This window comes from Caballeronia glebae, assembly GCF_001545035.1.
Classification (GTDB): domain Bacteria; phylum Pseudomonadota; class Gammaproteobacteria; order Burkholderiales; family Burkholderiaceae; genus Caballeronia; species Caballeronia glebae.
Genome location: NZ_FCOJ02000033.1, coordinates 61,234 through 81,208 on the forward strand (window position 1 = coordinate 61,234; position 19,975 = coordinate 81,208).

16 protein-coding genes are annotated in these 19,975 nt (G+C 59.9%); 6 read left to right on the forward strand and 10 right to left on the reverse strand.

Translation table 11 applies throughout. From position 1 onward, the window contains the following. Positions 1 to 16 precede the first annotated feature (16 nt). From AWB82_RS21825 to AWB82_RS21845, 5 genes are all read right to left on the reverse strand, one after another. Complete coding sequence (locus tag AWB82_RS21825) at positions 17 to 769, reverse strand: amino acid ABC transporter ATP-binding protein (protein WP_086970917.1); 753 nt, start codon at positions 767 to 769, stop codon at positions 17 to 19. After that, positions 766 to 1,410: an amino acid ABC transporter permease gene (locus tag AWB82_RS21830; protein WP_086970919.1), complete on the reverse strand. Its 645-nt coding sequence runs from the start codon at positions 1,408 to 1,410 to the stop codon at positions 766 to 768. The genes AWB82_RS21825 and AWB82_RS21830 overlap by 4 nt, the downstream gene beginning before the upstream one ends. A gap of 21 nt (positions 1,411 to 1,431) precedes the next feature. Continuing rightward, positions 1,432 to 2,148: an amino acid ABC transporter permease gene (locus AWB82_RS21835; protein WP_086970922.1), complete on the reverse strand. Its 717-nt coding sequence runs from the start codon at positions 2,146 to 2,148 to the stop codon at positions 1,432 to 1,434. A gap of 51 nt (positions 2,149 to 2,199) precedes the next feature. Further along, on the reverse strand, positions 2,200 to 3,048 hold the full coding sequence (locus AWB82_RS21840; RefSeq protein WP_086970924.1) for an ABC transporter substrate-binding protein: 849 nt from the start codon (positions 3,046 to 3,048) through the stop codon (positions 2,200 to 2,202). Positions 3,049 to 3,428: 380 nt separating this feature from the next. Beyond that, positions 3,429 to 3,692 carry a DUF4148 domain-containing protein gene (locus AWB82_RS21845; protein WP_086970926.1) on the reverse strand — a complete coding sequence of 88 codons (264 nt, stop codon included), beginning with the start codon at positions 3,690 to 3,692 and terminating at the stop codon, positions 3,429 to 3,431. A gap of 177 nt (positions 3,693 to 3,869) precedes the next feature. Between AWB82_RS21845 and AWB82_RS21850 the strand changes: the two genes are divergently transcribed. Next, positions 3,870 to 4,319, forward strand: a complete 450-nt coding sequence (locus tag AWB82_RS21850) for a YaiI/YqxD family protein (RefSeq protein WP_086970928.1) — start codon at positions 3,870 to 3,872, stop codon at positions 4,317 to 4,319. Positions 4,320 to 4,348: 29 nt separating this feature from the next. On the opposite strand, the gene AWB82_RS21855 is transcribed toward AWB82_RS21850, so the two are convergent. Both AWB82_RS21855 and AWB82_RS21860 read right to left on the reverse strand, forming a co-directional pair. Next, positions 4,349 to 4,993 carry a DsbA family oxidoreductase gene (locus tag AWB82_RS21855; protein ID WP_086970930.1) on the reverse strand — a complete coding sequence of 215 codons (645 nt, stop codon included), beginning with the start codon at positions 4,991 to 4,993 and terminating at the stop codon, positions 4,349 to 4,351. Positions 4,994 to 5,058: 65 nt separating this feature from the next. Further along, positions 5,059 to 5,994, reverse strand: coding sequence for a LysR family transcriptional regulator (locus AWB82_RS21860; protein WP_086970931.1), 936 nt, complete (start codon positions 5,992 to 5,994; stop codon positions 5,059 to 5,061). 119 nt (positions 5,995 to 6,113) lie between these two features. On the opposite strand from AWB82_RS21860, the gene AWB82_RS21865 reads away from it, so the two are divergent. Beyond that, positions 6,114 to 7,331 (forward strand): FAD-dependent monooxygenase, encoded by a 1,218-nt coding sequence (locus tag AWB82_RS21865; protein ID WP_086970933.1) that lies wholly within the window; start codon positions 6,114 to 6,116, stop codon positions 7,329 to 7,331. Between the two features lie 167 nt (positions 7,332 to 7,498). On the opposite strand, the gene AWB82_RS21870 is transcribed toward AWB82_RS21865, so the two are convergent. Further along, positions 7,499 to 8,878, reverse strand: a complete 1,380-nt coding sequence (locus AWB82_RS21870; RefSeq protein WP_086970935.1) for a replication initiation protein — start codon at positions 8,876 to 8,878, stop codon at positions 7,499 to 7,501. A gap of 779 nt (positions 8,879 to 9,657) precedes the next feature. Between AWB82_RS21870 and AWB82_RS21875 the strand changes: the two genes are divergently transcribed. The 3 genes from AWB82_RS21875 (at position 9,658) to AWB82_RS37235 (ending at position 13,935) form a co-directional block, all read left to right on the forward strand. After that, positions 9,658 to 10,866 carry a ParA family protein gene (locus AWB82_RS21875; protein WP_086970936.1) on the forward strand — a complete coding sequence of 403 codons (1,209 nt, stop codon included), beginning with the start codon at positions 9,658 to 9,660 and terminating at the stop codon, positions 10,864 to 10,866. Further along, a complete protein-coding gene (locus tag AWB82_RS21880; protein ID WP_086970938.1) occupies positions 10,863 to 11,834 on the forward strand; it encodes a ParB/RepB/Spo0J family partition protein in 972 nt (323 codons plus the stop codon). The genes AWB82_RS21875 and AWB82_RS21880 overlap by 4 nt, the downstream gene beginning before the upstream one ends. A 1,555-nt stretch (positions 11,835 to 13,389) precedes the next feature. Next, positions 13,390 to 13,935 carry a hypothetical protein gene (locus tag AWB82_RS37235; protein ID WP_143756806.1) on the forward strand — a complete coding sequence of 182 codons (546 nt, stop codon included), beginning with the start codon at positions 13,390 to 13,392 and terminating at the stop codon, positions 13,933 to 13,935. A 572-nt stretch (positions 13,936 to 14,507) separates the two neighbouring features. Here AWB82_RS37235 and AWB82_RS21885 read toward each other — a convergent pair. Beyond that, the gene (locus AWB82_RS21885; RefSeq protein WP_200818171.1) at positions 14,508 to 15,251 is read right to left on the reverse strand and encodes a hypothetical protein; all 744 of its coding nucleotides are present in this window, start codon (positions 15,249 to 15,251) and stop codon (positions 14,508 to 14,510) included. 305 nt (positions 15,252 to 15,556) lie between these two features. Here AWB82_RS21885 and AWB82_RS21890 point away from each other — a divergent pair, with 305 nt between their 5' ends. Beyond that, positions 15,557 to 18,058, forward strand: a complete 2,502-nt coding sequence (locus AWB82_RS21890; protein ID WP_086970941.1) for a glycogen/starch/alpha-glucan phosphorylase — start codon at positions 15,557 to 15,559, stop codon at positions 18,056 to 18,058. Here AWB82_RS21890 and AWB82_RS21895 read toward each other — a convergent pair. Further along, a complete protein-coding gene (locus tag AWB82_RS21895; RefSeq protein ID WP_086970942.1) occupies positions 18,055 to 19,461 on the reverse strand; it encodes a sugar porter family MFS transporter in 1,407 nt (468 codons plus the stop codon). The two genes, AWB82_RS21890 and AWB82_RS21895, sit on opposite strands and share 4 nt — an antisense overlap. Positions 19,462 to 19,975 lie beyond the last annotated feature (514 nt).

Here is a 19,975-nt window from a genome sequence, read left to right on the forward strand (position 1 = left end):
ATTCGCTCCGTATGCGTCAATGGTCGAGCACGCGATGCAGGAATTGCCGCGTCCGCTCGTTCGATGGATCGACGAAAATCTGCTCCGGCTCGCCCTGCTCCGCGATCACGCCCTTGTCCATGAAGACGACGCGATCGGCCGTCTTGCGCGCGAAACCCATCTCGTGCGTGACGACAACCATCGTCATGCCGTCGCGCGCGAGTCCGCGCATCACTTCGGTGACTTCGCCGACAAGTTCGGGATCGAGCGCCGAGGTCGCTTCATCGAAGAACATGATGCCCGGCTCGACGGCGAGCGCCCGCGCAATTGCGACGCGCTGCTGCTGTCCACCGGACAACTGGCTCGGATAATGATCCGCGCGGTCGGCGAGCCCGACGCGATCGAGCACTTCCATCGCGCGCGTGCGTGCATCGGCGGGACTCATCTTGCGCGCCTTGATCAGCGCGAGCGTGACGTTGCCGAGCGCGGTCTTGTGCGGGAAGAGATTGAACTGCTGGAACACCATGCCGACGTGACCGCGAATGTCGCGTGCGCGTTTCGGATCGTGCAGCGGCACCTCGTTGACCCATACTTCGCCGGAATCCGTCGTTTCGAGTCCGGCCATGATGCGCAGCACCGTGCTCTTGCCGGAACCCGACGCGCCGATCAGCACGAGCACTTCGCCCGCGCGCACTTCGAGGTTGATCTCGTTGAGCACGCGCGTCGCGCCGAATGCCTTGCTGACGCCCGAGAGCGAAATGATGGGCTTGGTCTGGCTTTGATTGCTCACGACAGTCTCCTGCGGTCATGGTGGCGCACCCACTGCGAAAGCGGGAAGCACACGACGAAATAGATGAGTGCGACGAGTCCGTAAATCTCGACCGGCTTGCCGATGCGATCGACGATCGCCTGGCCGCCGTGCATCAGTTCGGACATGCCGATCATGCTGACGATCGACGTGTCCTTGATCAGCGAAAGATATTGTCCGATGAGCGGCGGCAGCACGATCCTGCCGGTCTGCGGCAACGCGACGAACGCGAAAGCCTGCGTGCGCGACATACCGAGAATCTGCGAGACTTCCCACTGGCCCTTCGGCACCGCTTCGATCCCGGCGCGGAATACTTCGGCGATATACGCGCCCTGATAGACGCTCAGGCCGATCACGCCGGCGGCGAACACATCGATCGCATAGCCGAAGTACGAGACGCCGAAGTAGATGAACATCAGCGTGATCAGCACGGGCGTGCCGCGAAACAACTCGGTATAGAGTCGCGCGATCCGGTCGGTGCCCCACGGCCCGAACGATCGCAACACGGCGGCAAAGAGGCCGATCAGCGTGCCGCCGACGATCGATGCGATGGACAGCAGCAACGTCGTCACCAGACCTTGCAGCAGGACCGACAGACTGGTTCTCAGCAATTCAATTGACATGATCCGACTCCGGTTCGGGCATCAGGCGCGATTGGCGCGGCGCAACGCGAAACCGCCGAAGCGTGCGCGCGGCCGGACGATCAGAGGCGGATGAAACATGCGCGCGCCGAGCTGGCCCGCGATCCACGAGAGCACGTTGCTCAGCACCAGATACGCGACGAGCACGACCGAGAACGTCTGGATGTAAAGCAGCGTGCGCGCGTTGACGACGGTCGCGGTGCCCGTCAGTTCGGGCAGAGCGATCGCGGACAACAACGACGTGCCGAGCAATAGCTGAATTAGATAGTTGACGATCGCCGGATAGACCGCGCGCGCGGCCTGCGGCAATACGATCTCGGTGAAGATCTGTCCGCGTTCGAGGCCGAGAATGCCCGCGGCTTCGAGCTGCCCGCGCGGCACCGACTGAATGCCCGCGCGAAACACTTCCGACAGATACGCGCCGACGTTGAGACCGAGCGCGATCACGCCGGCCCAGTACGCATCGAGAGAAATGCCCGCCGACGGCAAGCCGAAGAACACGATGAATATCTGCAGGAGAACCGGCGTATTGCGGATGACTTCGACATAGGCCCGCGCGATGAACCGGATCGCGGCCAGCGGCGACATGCTCGCCAGCGCCGCCAGCAAACCGAGCAACACCGACAACACGAACGCGAGAAGCGTCACCTGCAGCGTCAGCCAGCCGGCTTTCAGGAACTCGGGGACATAGCCCCACAAGGTCAGCCACTCGTAGCTCATTTGAGCCTCCGCATCGTTCCGGTCTCAAGCGATATCGACATCACGTCTTCCTCAGAACGGCGGGTTGAGCGGGAAGTGCGGATCGGTGCCGAACCACTTCTTGTAGAGCTGGGCGTTGAGCTTCGACGCGTTGATGTTGAAGAGGAACAGGTTCAGATAGTTGAGCCACGCCTGATCGCCGGCCTTCACACCGAAGGCGTTGTATTCGAGTGGCACGAGTGCTTCGTTCGTGACGGTCAGTTCGGGATCGAGCTTCGCCTGATACGCGAGGAAGTTGTTGTCCTCGATCATCGCGTCCGCCTGACCTTGCTTGACGGCCAGGATCGCGGCCTGCGAGCTGTCGTATTCCTGGATCTTGATCGGGATGTTCAGCGAGCGGACCTCATCGCCGTTGGTCGAGCCCTTCACGGTCGCGATCGTGCGGTTGCCCATGTCCTTGACGGACTGAATGCCGCTGCTCTTCTTGACCAGCAGCGCCTCGCTCGCGACGACATACGGCGTCGTGAATTCGATGACTTTCGCGCGCTCCAGGTTGCGCGTGAAGTTGCAGAACACGACGTCGACCTTGCTCGTCTGCAGGTTCGGAATGCGGTTCGCGCTCGTCGTGTTCACCACTTCGAGCTTCACGCCCATCTGTTTGGCGAGTTCCTTGGCCAGATCGACGTCGTAGCCATCGGGCTGACCGTTCTTGTCGTAGAAACCGAACGGCGCGAAGGTCAGGCAGTCGCCGACCCGCAAAGTCCCCCGCTGCAGCACGGCCCGAAGCGTCGAGGAACCTGCAGCCGCGCTAGCGCCGCCGCTTTCGGCCGGCGTGGAAACCTTGGTGCACGCTGACAACGCCAGCGCCCCGGCGATGACGAACAGAGAAACAGTTCTGGCGCCTATGTTCGAGAGTTTCATGAGCAGGTCCTAGTCGAAAGGAGATTGATAGGAGGAACCGGTTCCAGAACCGGCTCAAAGCGGAACACCGCGCGAACGGTTTGTGTCCGGTATATCGGACAGACATCTGGCTAATCGGAATGATCGAAGTGTTGGATGAGAAAATTCCGAGCACAAGCGGCCCAAACCCCGATTGCACGGATTTTTTTGATCAGATAGGGACGCGACGGGGAATGCGGAATCACGCGACCGGATGACGAGTGCGGATCGACCCGCTAGCAGCGAAGTCAGGTTTTCAAATCGATGGCGTTTCGAGGTTCGGCTGCGCGGCCAGACCCGGAAAAATCCGGGTCATGGCTTTCGATTTTTATTTCTCGCGAGCCTGAAGGCCGAGTCGAGACTTATTGGCTGGCGCCAGCCCCGATGCCCGCCTTCTTCTGGGCGTTCTGCAAGTCCTGCGGATAGTTGGGATCGTTCGCGCGGCCCGGGCTATAGCCCGCGTCTTCAAGCTTCTTCAGCTCGGCGTTCTTCTTGGCGCGCGCCTGTTTTCGCGCGGCTTTTTTCTCGGCTTTCGTCATGGATGCGGCTTGCGTCGCGCCGGTTGCGGTCGAACCGGTATCCTGAGCATAGGAAAGCGAGGCCGCGGATGCGCACGCCACGCTCATCAGGAATGACAAAGTAATGCTTGCTAGCTTCGTTCTCACGGTGATTCTCCGTTCGCCTGGAGGGCTTGCGTTCAAGGAAATATAGGGCGTTCATTTCGGCACCGAGCGGTCCGAAAACATCGTGCGATACTCGCCGCGAAGTCATTCACTACGACATAATTTATCGGAAGCCAACGGATGCAAATCATCGTCGATGCCGACGCCTGCCCCGCCGTCGTGAAGGATATCCTCTTTCGCGCAGGCGCACGCACGAAGGTGAACGTGACGCTCGTCGCAAATCAATTCCTTCGCACGCCGCCGTCGCCCTGGATACGCGCGATTCAGGTGCCCGCAGGTTTCGACGTGGCCGATGCGCGCATCGTCGAGATTGCGCAGGCGGGCGATCTCGTCATCACGGCGGACATTCCGCTCGCCGCTTTGGTAATCGCAAAGGCCGCGTTCGCGCTCGATCCTCGTGGCGAATGGATGAGCGCGGAGAACATCGAAGAACGTCTGTCGATCCGCTCGATGATGGATCAGTTGCGCAGCTCCGGCGTACAAACGGGCGGGCCGCCGCCGTATGCGCCACGCGACGGCAAGAACTTCGCCGCGCAACTCGACCGGTTCCTCGCAAAAAAAAAGTCCTGATTGACGATGATTCGCGGCTCGCGCTCGCTTCAGGCATTCCCGCCGATGATTTTCCTGATCGCTTCTTCGAACGCCTCGGAAGGCTGACCGCCGCTCACCAGATACTTCCGGTCGAAGATGATCGCGGGTACCGACTGAATGCCGAGTTGCTGGAACTCCCGCTCTTCCGCCCGCACCTCGTCGGCATACGCGCCGCTTTCCAGCACCGTGCGCGCCTCGGCAACATCGAGACCGACGCTTCGAGCCGCATCGATCAGCACGTCTGGATCGCTCGTATCCTTGCCTTCACCGTGATAAGCGCGCAGCAGCGCGAGCTTGAGCGGCAGTTGCTTGCCTTCGATGCGCGCCCAATGCAGCAGCCGATGCGCATCGAACGTGTTGTAGACCCAGTTGCGTTCGCCGAAAGCGAAGCCTTCACGCGCGCCGCGCTCGCGGATCGTCGCCTGCGTCTCGGCGATCTGCTCCGGCGTGCGGCCGTACTTGCGGCCGAGATAATCGACGATGCGCTCGCCTTGCGGACTCATGTCCGGGTTCAGCTCGAACGGATGCAGCGTGATGCGCGCATCGACGGTATCGCCGAGACGTTCCAGCGCGCGTTGCAGCGAAGAAAGGCCCACGGCGCACCACGGGCAGGCGATGTCGGAGACGAAGTCGATTTCCAGAGTGCGTGACATGAGATTCGCAAGAATTTGTGTGAGACCGGAAAGGCTAGCGCAAATCGTTCGGGCCTGCTTTCGGCTCAGTCTCGCGCCGCTTTGCGTGTGTGCTTCGCGGCGTCCGCGAATAGATCGATGACCACGCCGCGCAGCCAGCGATTGCCTTCGTCGTGCTGCACGCGCGCGTGCCACAGCAGATGGATCGGCGCGGCGGGCAGCGTCGAAGGTAACGCGCGCAGGCTGAGCGAGAACGGCTGCGCCAGTTGCAACGCGAGTCGTTCCGGCACCGTGGCGATCAGATCGGTGCGTTGCAGGATGTATCCGACGCTCATGAAGTGCGGCACGGTCAGTCGCACGCGACGCTGCACGCCGCGCCGCTTGAGCCAGTCATCGACCTGGCCGTGCCCCGTGCCGGCGGATACCACGACGAGATGTTCGGCTTCCCGCCAGGCCGCGAGCGTGAGCTGCGCATCTTCCAGCACGTGGCCGCGCCTGAACAGGCAGACATAGCGCTGATCGAACAGACGGCGCTGATAAAAGCCGCCCTTGAGTTGCGGCAATAGACCGATGGCGAGATCCACACGGCCGTCCGCCATTTCGTCGCTCAGATTGACGCCCGTGTCGCGAACGGTATTCAGCGCGATGCCGGGCGCGTCGTGCGAGAGCCGTTCGACCAGCGCGGGTAAAAAGACGACTTCGCCGATATCCGTCATACCGATCGTCATCGTGCCCGTGGCGCGCAGCGGATCGAATCCGGTCGCGGGATTGAGCGCGGCGTGCAGCGTCGCGAGCGCCTGTGAAACCGGCTCGGCGAGACGCAACGCGAACGGCGTCGGGACGACCCCGCCCGGCCCGCGCACGAACAACGGATCGCCGAGTTTCCGCCGCAGCTTGGCGAGCGCGTTGCTCACGCCGGGCTGACTCATGTTCATCTGCTCGGCGACGGTGGAAACGCGCCGCTCCTGCATCAGGCGCTGGAAAAGCAGCAGCAGATTCAGATCGACATCGCTCAGTTCCATGATTCGGCCGTCTCGCTCTCATTGATTTTGGTGATGATGTTGATTCGTGCCATTTTATTGTGAAATGAAAATCCGCTGCCGACAATACGGACACCGATTCAAACACACGGAGACACATCATGGAACGGCTGGATCTGAAGATTGCCATCGTCGGAGCGGGAATCGGCGGGCTCACGCTCGCACTTGCGTTACGCGAACACGGCGTCGACGCACAGCTTTTCGAACAGACCGACGAGCTTCGCGAAGTCGGCGCGGCGGTTGCGCTGTCGGCGAACGCGACGCGCTTTTACGAACGCATGGGACTGCGCTCGGCCTTCGATGCGGTGTGCGCCGAAATTCCCGCGCTGATCTATCGCGACGGGCGCAGCGGCGAAGTCATCGGACAGCATCGCGGCGAGCCGAGCTATCGCGAGCAGTTCGGCGGTTCTTATTGGGGCGTACATCGCGCGGACTTGCAGGCGGTTTTGTCGAAGGCAGTCGGCGTCGAGCGCATCAATCTCAGCCATCGGCTGGTCGATCTCGTGCAGCATCCGGATCGTGTGAGTCTGAATTTCGCCAACGGCCGGCAGGTCGACGCCGATCTCGTGATCGGCGCGGATGGCGCGCGCTCGATCACGCGGCGCTGGATGCTCGGCTACGACGACGCCCTGTACTCGGGCTGCTCGGGCTTTCGTGGCGTGGTGCCGGCCGGGCGCATGGATTTGCTGCCCGATCCCGAGGCCATCCAGTTCTGGATCGGTCCGCACGGTCATTTGCTTCACTATCCGATCGGCGATGAAGGCGATCAGAACTTTCTGCTTGTGGAGCGTCATCCGTCGCCGTGGCCGCCGCGCGAATGGGTCACGCCGGCGAGCGAAGGCGAGCAGTTACGCCTGTTCGAGAACTGGCATCCGGCGGTCGTGCAGATGATCACGGCGGTGCCTATCAGCCAGCGCTGGGGGCTGTTCCATCGGCCGCCGCTGGGACGCTGGAGCAAGGGACGTGTGACGCTCATCGGCGATGCCGCTCACGCGCTGGTGCCGCATCACGGTCAGGGCGCCAATCAGTCGATCGAAGATGCCGTGGTTCTCGCCGCGCAACTGGCGAAGGCCGGTCCGGGCCGCTGGCGCGAGGGCCAGGAAGCCTACGAACGGCTGCGGCGCGGCCGCACGCGCAAGGTGCAATACGCGTCGATAACGACCGCGGACGTGTTGCATCTTCCGGACGGTCCCGAGGCGCAAGCGCGCAACGCGCGCCTTCGAGGGCGCGACAGCCTGATGCGTCACCTCGACTGGATTCACGATTTCGACGCGCTCGAACAGGAGCCGAGCGAGCGTCAGGGCGGGACGTGGCTTTGATTCGTCGATGCGCGGTGAACGCCGGGAAAGCGAGTCGAGCGCCGTGTCGTTGAAGCGCTTTGTATGTGCCCAATGCCGGTATCGGCATTGGGCACTTTAACGGTGTGGGCTATTGAAGACCGTTAGTTGCAATTCACCTGATGACGCATTAATCCCGCTTCGCGCTGTCAGTCCCTGCCCTTCGCGGTCCGCACCTTGTTGAACACGTACCCGGAGAATCCGTCTCTCAGATCGGGATATTTCTGAATGATGGTTTCGACGAGTTCGCCCGATGGATCGACGCCCAGTCTGCGCAGCGTCAGCTTTCCGGCGGGACTCGTCTTGTAAGTCCGCCGCCAGTCCTCGCGCTGCCGTGGCGTCGCGGCTTCGTACACTTCCCAGCCGCGACGAACTTCATCGACGATCCGGTTCTGGGCGTTCACGTCCTGAACCGCGACCTGCAACGCTCGACGCGCCTCGGCCTGCTGCTTCGCTTCTGTGTCGCGTTGATCGGTCAGCGCCAGATTCTCCTGAATCTGGAGCATCTGACGCTCCGCATCCGAGACGATCCAGCCTTCTTTCAGCGCTTTCATGAAAAAGCCCGCCGGACTCTTCGACACCTTGCCGAGCTTGAGGCTGAAACGCGTGCGCTCGATTGCCTGCTCCAGACGTTCGTCGGTGAAGGTATCCCGGTCGGAAGCGATCTGATTGAATTGCGCGCTGGATAGACCGATTTCCTGCTTCAGCGTCTGATACAGCGACTGCGCGTGCTCGTGCGTATGAAGCAGGCGCTCGGCCATCTCCTTGCGCGCGACGCGAAAACGCATGCGCCCGATCTTGCGCGAACCCGGCTCATTGCGCGTCTCGTAAGACAAGGAAAGATCGGACACCTCATTGATCTGGTCCACTGCCGGTGCGAGCCAGTCGCGCTTGAAGTACTTGAATTCCTGTGCCTTCGCGCCCATCGTGCCCTGCCATGCACGCAGCTCTTCGAGTGTGAACCAATCGGTTACGCCGTCGGTCGCGTACGGAAGAAGATGGTCGTACATCACGCGTGCATAGCTGAGCGTGAAAAGCGAAGTTATGCGCAAGCTCAGCCAGTGAGATTTCCCCGGGCCACGAATGATTCCGATGAGATCGGGCGGGACACGGAACTGAAAACGGCCGCCCACGTACGAGATACGTCCAATCAGTTGCACCGATCCGAAAGGTTTGGACCCGTCGGCGTCGGCATCAGCGGTTGCCTGAATAAGCGCCCTCTGCGCCTCCGTGATCACCTGCTCCAGATGCGCGTTATTCCGACTCGAATAGCGCATGAGCCACTTGAAATAGTCCAGTTCGACGTCGTACAGATCGTGAACCTTTTCTTCCTGCGCGACGATGAAATACGCCGCGTCGATCAGACGACGAGCCGACACGCCAAGATCGACGATGCGGATAAGGACGTTCTTGCGCGAAAAGCCGATGTCCGACCGGGCAGCTTCGAGGGGCAAGCCTTGAGCATTCGCATCGTCGAATAGCGCCAGCGCCAGTTGTCTGGACGTGGCCACCTGCCCTGCTGTCGTCATTCCGTCTCCGTACTCGGCGCTGGTTTGTTCTTCGAGCGGTACGTTAACGGCTGCAAGGTGAGCTGTCAACACAAAGCACCTCACCTTGCGCAGCTGCGGACACAGAAAACCTCACCTTGCTCGGCTCTCTTCACAACTTTCCTCACCATTCGCGTCGAGAGCCCTCACCTTGGGTGCCACTTCGGCTCACCTTCGCGGGGTAAACACAGCACCTTCGCGCTCAATCAACAGCACCTCGGGCACAGTCCGCCTCACCTTACGAACGTAAGTGCTTGATCTTGTTGCAACGCATGCCTTCCGTTAGTGGTGGTTGGTCTTGTTGTTTACAAAATAAACTAACAAACCAGTCGCCTTCAGATTGGAGAGCCAGCAATGCTGCGAAGCTGGGCGTTGATCTCGTTGCCGGGTTTTCGGGACTTCCTTTGGTGAGGTGAATTGTGCTTTGCCGCTGGGCGGGGCGTTCATCCACGGTGTGCCTCTCCACAGAGGTGAGGTGTTTTGTGATGGGACTTTGATCGACTCGGTGTTTGATTGGACTGAGAGTCCCGTTAACTCGCTCAATCAACCTCGACGACTACGTTGTTAACCGACGTAAGCGGTTGATAAATAGCAGTTTTCGATGGCTTCGCGTAGTCGTCCGCAAATTTCAATCAATTCCAATAGCCATTCGTCACTGCGACGAGTATTCTACGGTTCGACATCTGGTTACACCAAAACCGTGGAAACATCGCTGAGCGTGTAGAAAACGCCTCACCGTGGACTAAGAAGGAAGCGCCCGAATGAATCTGAGTGAACTGCCAGGGATTAATCGAAGGGTGAAGCTCTCCAATCTTGGAGAGTTCGCCGAACGTTTGTCGGTCATGACAAACGAATTGCGAGAACAGATCCTGGCGCCCCGGCCAAGGAAAACCGCGCCCATGTTTACGATAGGCGAGCTATCGGATATGTGCGGGATCGACCGCCAAAAAATCAACTATCTGGCGACCAAGGACGGAACCGAGTTGCCGCCGGGTGAAACGCACGGCAGCGGGCGTGCTCGCATCTTCTCTTTGAAGGATGCGCGAACTTGGGTCCAGCAGGTCTCGGACATCTATCAGACGCCGCTCGTCACCGGGACGCGTGAACATCGCGGGCGCGTGTTGATCACGGCGAACTTCAAAGGAGGCTCGTGCAAGACGACGACGTCGATGTGCATCGGCCAAGGGTTGAGCCTGCGTGGCCGTAAGGTTCTCATGATCGATCTCGACCCACAAGCATCGCTTTCGGAACTGTGTGGCCTGTACGCAGAAAAAGACGTGACTTGGGAGGATACGGTCCTGCCTTATATCTACGATCCGGATATCGAAGGAGGACTTTCGTCGCAGGTGCAGACTACCTATTGGGACGGCCTCGATGTGATCCCTGCGCACAACTATCTTCACGACGCCGAATTCCATCTGCCTACGGCGCAGAAGACGAACGCAAACTTCGAGTTCTGGTCGGTCTTGCGCAAAGGGATCGAACCGCTGCGCTCGCAGTACGACTACATCATTCTCGATACCGCGCCGTCGCTCTCTTATATGACGCTCAACGGGCTCATGGCGGCCGACTCGATGGTCATGCCACTCGTACCCGAAAGTCTCGACTTCATTTCCTCGGTGTCGTTCTGGTCGCTGTTCGCTGAAGTTGCGAACGGTTTCGTCGAGCACGAGGTCGACAAGACGTACGACTTCGTTTCGGTGCTGCTCTCGCGGGTGGACTATGGGAGTACGTCGTCGGCGCCGGTCGTGCGCTCATGGTCTCAGCGAGCCTATGGAGACTGGCTGCATACCACTGAAATTCCGGCAAGCTCAGTCATGAGTAATGGCGCATTGGCGTTTTCAACGGTGTTCGATCTTTCGCGTGCCGAGACGGTGGCGAAAACTTTGGCGCGCGTAAAGCAGCCGATGGTCGACTACTGCAAATGGATCGATGACCAGTATGTCGAACAATGGAGGGCCGGACAATGAGCAGCCTTCGTGACCGCATGATGAGCAAGACTGCGGAGGTTCGTGCGGCAAAGGACATTCAACTCGATCCGCAACAGGAGAAAGCGACAAGCCCGCGGACCGCGCCCGGGATGGCGGCGGCGCTGGCGACTGCGCAGCAGCGCATCGCTCAACTCGAACAGGCCGGTCCTGCGTCGGAGGCGCCGGTTTCGGAGATCGTTCCGAATCCGTGGCAGCCTCGACAGGTGTTCAACGACGCGAAGCTTGTGCAACTCGCCGAGTCGATTCGTGAAGCTGGACTCGTACAGCCGATCGTTGTTCGTCGCGTCGGCGCCGGATACCAGATCGTGGCGGGCGAGCGGCGATGGCGCGCCCACAAGATGATCGGAAAGGACTCGATCAAGGTTCTGGTTGTCGATTTGTCGGATGAAGAGATGGCGATGCTCGCCCTCGTGGAAAACGTGGCGCGCGAGGATTTGTGCGATTACGAGATTTCGCGATCGATTCGACGGACGGAAAAGGAATTTCCTAACCGTAAGCGAATGGCGGAAGCTTTGGGGATTTCGCGCTCGGAGTTATATCGGTATTTGTCGTTCGGCGAATTACCTGATTTCGTGGTGCAGGATCTGGATGTACAGCCGCGCTTGTTGGGTGCCACGGCGGCCGAGAATGTCGTTTCGGTGCTTCGCGGGCGAAACGGGGCGGCGTTCGACATTGCGAAGAATCTTTGGTCACGTGTGGTGGCTGGCGATCTGGATCAGTCGAAATTCGGCAAGGCGATCAAGCAGGCCTTGGAAGATGAGCGCAGGCCTGCTCCCGGCGTGAGCGATCGCAGCATCGATAAGATATTCGCGGGTGGATCTCAGGCGGGATCGATCACGCGGGATTCGATGGGCCTGACCGTCAAGATCAAGGCGGGAATGCTGACGGAGGATAAGGAACGGCAGATCCGCGACTTGGTTACCCAGCTTTTTGCGGATAACGGCTGATTTTATTGCTGGCCGATTCAAGGGACGCCGGCTCTTGGTCGGTGTCCTTGAAACACACGAAACTGATTTCCTTCCCATCGTGAGTGTCTCAACTTGGGACACTCACGGCGCGGCACCTCGATTGGCGGGATTTTCAAATCGTTGCGTCGGGTGTCCCGACTTGGGACACGCTATTCCTAACGGGCATCTGCTCAGATCGTCTGTTCCCGCGACGACCGACGTGTCCGCACTACGACGAGAAAAACCCGCCTTAAATGTTCCCTTCGCCGCCGAACTGGATCGAGGCAAGAGGTCTTGCGCGCGATTTTTCCCCTAGAAAATACGATCACCCGGCCGGGCCGACCCCGAACGAGCGAATGCACGTCAACCGATCGTGGGAAGTGAATGGATGGCGAAACCGCGCGGAAACTGCCCGCCCTTTTGTCATGCCGCTGCTTCGTACATAGGTCACTCATCGCCGCACGCATCGAAATTATCGCGTAGCTTAGGAGGCCCGCAGCCCCTCACCTTGATCCCTACCTCGTCCGAACGAAACCTCCGGCGCAGCGCGAACGGTGCTCGACACCACACGCGCTGATTTCGGCTTCAAACCTCCCGCTAGCCGAAAGGCTTTGAAGTTCTGCGTCAATTCTTTTGGACGAGGAGAAGGCGACGTACTGGCGGAAGCCGGTCGAGCGTCCGGCCCATGCGATAGCGTCCGTTGCCGGAGTGCCTTATCAACAATCAAACCTAGCGATCTCGGCGTGGCGGGTTCGCGACTCGACGGGATCAACGTTAGGGCCGTCGCCTACCACTCGCTGCTGACGGCGTCTCACGCGAGGAACGGCGTCGAGAAAGTCTGCGCAACTGGCGAAAAATGCGGAGCTTGGCGGGATACGAATTAGCCGTACTATGACAGCGAGCGGAACGCCGCCTTGTTAGCCACAGGCTTCCTGCTCAGTTCGTCGCACCAACGCGTTCGCGATACGTCGGTACCGCCGAGACGTCGTGAAACAACCGACGACGTGCCATGATTACCCTCAAGCCCAATCAGCACGGGCCTGACGGCGCTTTTTTATCTTATTTCAGGCCATTGTTTCACGATTAACACACGTGCGATACGCCGAGCGAAGACCAATCGCACGTGGAATGCCATCGAAACAGGCTACGGCGGCCCCTTCGTGACGAGTAAAACAAATAATGTACTGTTTGATACGATCCGCGAGGCCAGCCTAGATTGCGCTTGGCCGCACTTCGGCATCGCGACGCAGGCGTCTACAGTTCGATCAAATAAGAGCGAACCGCGCGCGATGGGCCAATGACCCCGCGCGAGACGCTCGCTTCTATCGCGCCAGCTAGTCGGCGAGTGCACTTCTTGGCACCTATCTCACCGAGACATTGGTCCACTACCGATTTGCGCGACGGTGATCGCTTCGTTGCGCGTTACGTCGAACGATCACGCTTTCAGCTTCGAAGGGGCGAGGGCGAAGTGGGCGGCGCACAACTGCACTGGCGGTGCCGCTCAACACGGCGATGCCTTTGGCCAACGACTACCCGCTTAACCCATCGAGCGCCGATGCTGCCGGTCGTGGATTTGGTCATCGAGGTGCAGCGCGAAAGCGATGATCGCGCGTTTGTTGATTCAGCGCCGACGACGACCGGGAGGGGAGAGCCGACCGTACGAGTCGTGCGCAAGCAAGCGCCTTTGGATCAACGCGCTCTCGTGCTTGCCCTTGCGAGTTTGCGTGCGCGCGAGAGCCCCGCTGAGCCTCGTTCGTCCGAAACCGGGATACGACGCGGAACGAAAACGTCCAACACCGCGATCGACGAGAGCAACACAACAGCGACGAACGCCATCGAGCCAAGAAATTCAAGCGAAGACATGTCCACCTCGTCCGGTCGCGAAACGCGTTGTGTCGAGACATCTACTGGGCTTCACTATGAGTGTGGCAACACAGCCTCGATGTCGCGAACAGCCGCGACAACACGTGTCTGTTCGATGGTTGGAACATACGACGACGCAGGTCGTCTCGACCACTTGCAACCGATTTCCGCGCCCGCGTTTTTGAGCGTCCCGCGCGTCGAAAGCGCAGACAGATTGAGCGCACAACGACGCGAATGATAACCCGGCCCATCGCCGTCCCGTAGACCGCATGCTGCTTGATTGCGCGATGGTGTCTCCGCCCGTCTGCTGATTCGCCGCGGACGGCTCACAACGATGCTGTCTCGTTAAAGCGTTTCGCCACGCGAAAACGCAACTAATAGTCGGCCGGCTAGGCTTCAACGCTCACTTCCCACAATCATGCGAGATTCGACATGAGAAGTGTCCGGCCTAACGCAGAAGAAACGCCGATGGACGAACTCGGTACAGAGCTACATCCGGTAAGCAAAGTCCAGGCTTCTTACCGACTTCGACAAGAAGACTGCGCACTGAAGCCAAGCTGGGAAGAACGGATGCTGCGATTCGGAGCATCCGGCGACATCTCGGCGGCGGTCCTCGATACTTCCGACGCAGTGGGCACTGTCAAGGCTGGTTTAGCAGGCAATTAGCTACTTATTAATATAGTTATGCTAAATATCTCCGGAGCGACCCAAAAAGAGCCAATACATCCGCCCTTCATACATTTCCATGTCGACCGTTCATGCTGTGAAGTTCGCGTCGAGCGCTCCGCTCGCCGCACACATCCCGAAACCTCATTTCGTAGCAGCGACGACAAATGCATCCGACCTGTCGGGAAGCGTCAGGGCCGCCAAAACCTGATCGTCGCTGAAGAACACGACTCCGGTAAGCGCCGCGCCCGGATACAGGCAGGGCGCGGGTCCAAACGTGATCGTCGCATCCAGAACGTCCTTGATGCCGTGAGGCGCGGCGGTTCCGCGGAACGTGCAGCCGCTCAGTCCCGTCCCGTTGATCGCGCCGTCCTGACCGATTGTGAACGTGGTAGTTTCCCCGCCCCTCGTCGATCCCGCCGAGCCCGAGTACGTCCCGGCGACGGACGATAGCGAGATCGGACGCTCATAAGTACCGTCGTAAAGCACATTGAACTTGATGCTGCTCTGCTTCGCCGTGCTCGTGTAGATCACGCCCTGAACGCTGTTCTTTTCGTTGTAACCCGCGAGGACGGGTGTATCGCTTGCGCCCTTGCCGCTGATGTCGAAGGTGCGCGCATTGTCGGACTGGAAAGTTCCGTGAGATGCGGAAGCCGCGCCCTGCACCAACCCTAATGCGTTGGTCGTCGTGTTTGCGTACACGAAATAGAAAGCGCCTGTATCGAGCACTACGCCGCCCACGGCGTTGCTGTTCGCATCGGTTCCCGAATAAAGGCCTTGGGCAGCGTTCGCCTCGGGCGCGCTCGACGTATTATCGGAACTGCCTCCACCTCCGCCGCATCCGGCCAAAGCGATCGTAATTGCAGATACCGCAACGACACGTTTCATACTTGTTCTGGTGTTTTAACTTGCACTCATGGCAAGAGAATGAAAAAGCGACGGCCGGAGTCCCGACACAATCACGGCGCGTTCGAAGCAGCAGGCCATTCCAGCACCCGCGATAGCCGGATTCAGGCCTTCTTTCCTGATAACGGCATCGAAGCGCGCGACTTGAGGCGTATGCTATCCATCGATGCGCCATGACCCAGCACTGTCAATCGCCGGACACAGAACCGGCACATTCTTGTCGAATCCCGCTCATGCGGCGCGACTCGCCCGTGAGGTAGCCTGAACCCAGCGAGAGAGGACAGATCATGGATGACACGCCTACCTTCCAGTCACCGATCAATGCCGAGCCCGCCCGCAGCGGACTAGGCGTCGAGGCGCTGCAGCGCGATATCGTCGATAACCTCATCTGCCTTCAGGCGCGCTATCCGGAGATCGCCACGCCGCACGACTGGTACATGGCGCTTGCCTATACCGTCCGCGACCGGATGATGGCGCGCCGCGTCGCCACCACGCATACCTACGTGGCGCGTGACGCCAAGGTCGCGTGTTATCTGTCCGCTGAATTTCTTATCGGTCCGCAACTCGGCAACAACCTGATCAATCTCGGCATCGAAAGCAATGCACGCGAGGCATTGCAGGGACTCGGCCTCGATCTCGAAACGTTGCTCTCGATCGAAGAGGAACCGGGCCTCGGCAACGGCGGGCTTGGACGTTTGGCCGCGTGCTATCTCGACTCGCTCTCGACGCTCGAAATTCCGGCTATCGGTTATGGCATTCGCTATGAGTTCGGCATCTTCGATCAGGAGATCCGCGACGGCTGGCAAGTGGAAATCACCGACAAATGGTTGCAGAGAGGAAACCCGTGGGAAATTCTTCGCCCGGACGTCGCCTTTTACGTGAACTTCGGCGGCCGCACCGAAAGCGCGACCGATGAAGAGGGCCGCTTTCACGTGCGCTGGATTCCCGCCTATACCGTCAAAGGCGTAGCCTGCGATACGCCGATACCCGGCTTTCACGTAAACACATGCAACTCGTTGAGGCTCTGGAAAAGCGAGGCCGTCGAGTCGTTCGATCTTCAGAATTTCAACGCCGGCGATTATTACGAAGCCGTGCATGAGAAAGTGAAATCCGAAACGCTGTCGAAGGTGCTTTATCCGAATGACGAACCCGAAGCAGGCAAGCGCTTACGGCTCGCACAGCAGTATTTCTTCGTTTCCTGCTCGCTTCAGGACATGTTGCGCCTGCTTGGACTCAAGGGCGAGCCGATCGAGCGATTGCCGGACATGTTCTCGGCGCAATTGAACGACACGCATCCGTCGATTGCCGTCGCCGAGTTGATGCGCCTGCTGGTGGACGAGCGGCAATTGTCCTGGGACGACGCATGGGATATCACGCGGCGCACGCTAGCCTATACGAATCACACGCTGTTGCCCGAAGCGCTCGAAACGTGGGGACTGCCATTGTTTCAAGGCTTGCTGCCGCGACTGATCGAGATCGTCTACGAGATCAATCGCCGCTTCCTCGATGATGTGCGTCAGCGATATCCGGGCGACGACGCGCGGATCGCGCGCATGTCGCTGATCGACGAGACCGGCGCGAAACGTGTGCGCATGGCGCATCTCGCTACGGTCGGCAGTCACGCGGTCAACGGCGTGGCCGCGCTTCATTCGGCACTGCTCGAAAAGACCGTGTTGCGGGATTTCGCCGAGCTATGGCCGGAGCGCTTTCAAAACGTGACGAACGGCGTCACACCGCGACGCTTCATGATGCTCAGCAATCCGGGCCTCACCAAGTTGCTGGACGAAGAACTGGGCGAAGCTTGGGCGACCGATCTCAACAAGCTGCGCAAACTTGCCGAGCACGCCGACGATGCCGCGTTTCAGGAACGCTGGCGATCCGTGAAGCAGGCGAACAAACAGATCCTCGCCGAAAAGATTCAGAGCACGACGGGCATCGTCGTCGATCCGGCGGCGCTGTTCGACATACAGGTCAAGCGAATCCACGAATACAAGCGACAGCATCTGAACGCGCTCTTTATCGTGACGGAGTACATGCGCCTGCGACGCGATCCGCAACGCGCGGTGCCGCCGCGCTGCTTCGTGTTCGGCGGCAAGGCCGCGCCGGGCTACGCGATGGCCAAGCTCATCATCCGTCTGATCAACGGCATTGCTGAAGTCGTCAACGATGATCCCGCGGTGAACGGCCGTCTGAAGGTCGTATTCTTTCCAGACTTCAACGTGAAGAATGCGCATTCCATTTATCCGGCCGCCGATCTGTCCGAGCAGATCTCGACGGCCGGCAAGGAAGCTTCGGGCACCGGAAACATGAAGTTTATGATGAACGGCGCGTTGACCATCGGCACGCTCGACGGCGCGAACGTCGAGATCCGCGAAGAAGTCGGCGACGAAAACTTCTTCCTGTTCGGCCTGAATGCGGAGGAAGTGGAGCGCGTCAAACGCGAAGGCTATCGCCCGGCGGACCATGCGAATACGAACGAGGAGTTGCGTGAAGTACTGGCGTTGATCGGTAGCGGGCACTTCTCGCGCGGAGATCGGGAGATGTTCCGTCCGCTGGTCGATAACCTGCTAAACCACGATCCGTTTCTGGTACTTGCCGACTATGCCGCCTATGTTGCGCGCCAGGACGACGTGAGCGCCGCCTGGCGCGACGCACGGCGCTGGACGCGCATGTCGATTTTGAATACCGCTTATGCAGGGAAGTTCTCGTCCGACCGGGCAATTCGAGAGTATTGCGAGCGGATCTGGAACATCCGCCCCGTGAAGATATCTCTTGAGCGACGAGGCTAGTTTCCTTTGCCCAGATCGCGCAGACGCTTGCCGGCCATCAAATCGTTACCGAGCTTTTCGAGCGAGACACCGCGCGTCTCGGGCACGAAGAAAAACACGACGATCGCGAAAATGACGTTGAGGATTGCATACAGCACGAAGGTGTTCGCTTCGCCGACGGTCGACAACAAGCTGAGGAACGTAGCCGCGACTGCCATGTTGGCCACCCAGTTGACGAGCGTCGAGACGGCGATACCGAAGTCGCGTCCCTGCTGGGGTTGAATCTCCGAGCACAGGACCCATACGAGCGGCCCAGCGGACATGGCGAAGCCCGCGATGAACAACAGAAGCGACGCGACTGCCAGAACCTGTGCCGTGAGGCCGGCCACACCGGCATGCATGAGAAACCCGAGCGAGCACATGCCGATAGCCATGACGGCGCATCCCGCATAGAGAATCGGCTTGCGGCCCCAACGATCGACGAAGGCGATCGCCCCGAAGGTTGCAATCACGTTGACGAGGCCGACGATGACCGTCGCCCACAGTTGCTGCTCATGCGTCGCGAAACCGGCCAGTTCGAAGATGCGCGGCGCGTAGTACATCACGACGTTGATGCCGGTAAGTTGCTGAAACACCTGCAGCACGACTCCGAGCAACACGGAGCGACGAAAGTTCGAGTTCTGCCGCAGCAGGCTCCATCCGTGTTGTGGTCGCGCGTTGTCGTCATTGACCTGTTCGAGTTCGGCTTGCGCGTCGGCGGGATTGGCGTAGAGGCGCTGAAGAACAGCGCGCGCTTCGTCGGCGCGGTTTCGCTGAAGCAGCCAGCGCGGGCTGTCGGGAAGAGCGAGCACGCCCACGAGGAAGAACGCGGCGGGAATCGCGATGACGCCGAGCATCCAGCGCCAGTCGGCCACGTAGGAAAGCCCGATGTTCGACAGGAAAGCAGCGAGAATCCCGACGGTAATCATGAGTTGATAAGTCGAGATCATGGCGCCGCGCACGTGCCGCGGCGCGACTTCCGAAAGGTAAAGCGGCGCGGTGAAGGACGCCATGCCGACCGCGAGGCCGAGCACCAACCGTGCTCCGATCAGATGCTCCGGGCTCCCCGCAAATCCAGACCAGAGCGATCCCGCGATGAAAAGTATCGCCGCCAGCATGAGCGCATAGCGGCGCCCGAGCCGCCCCGAAAGCCAACCCGCACCCAGTGCGCCGATCGCCGCGCCTACCATCATCGAGCTGACGATCCATTCCTGAGCGCGGTCGCTCAGAACGAAATGCTTCGCGATAAAGGGCAGTGCGCCCGAAATCACGCCGATGTCGAGGCCGAACAGCAGGCCCGCAAGCGCCGCCATGAGGCAGACGAAGAGACCATATCGTCCGGATTTCGAGGGTGTCGGGACGCTGCGGTCGGCGAGGGTGCTCATCTGAGGTGTCTCCAGGTTGTTCTTCATACCGGTCACGGCGCTGTCGGGTGGCATCGACCGTGCCCACTGCGAGCATGATCGAAGATGAGAATTAGCGCGGGATGAGCGCGCGAGTGAAGGACACTTGAGTCGTGGAACTGGCCGACATCGTATCGCGGCGCGTCACGTGCGGCCGATGCCGATCGCTTCCTTGTTGAGCCTCGTCAATTCCTCGCGTGCGGTGCCGAGACTGTTCGATTCGAGTGAATGGTCCGACATTTACGGTTGCAGGTGTCGCGCCCCCGTCGGCCGGCTCATGATTCCAGGTCGAAATGACCCGATTATTTTTTTTCGAAAAAGACGCTTGACGCCGGCGAAATAGGCCCGCATAATTCGCCTCCCGTTGAATGACGGCGCGAAAGAAAGCAAGCAAACAGCGAAGCAAATTCTTGACGCAATGCTCTTTAAAAACTAACAGCCGATAAGTGTGGGCGCTTGATGACGGGTGCGGTTTCAGTCTTTCGGGGCTGAAGCA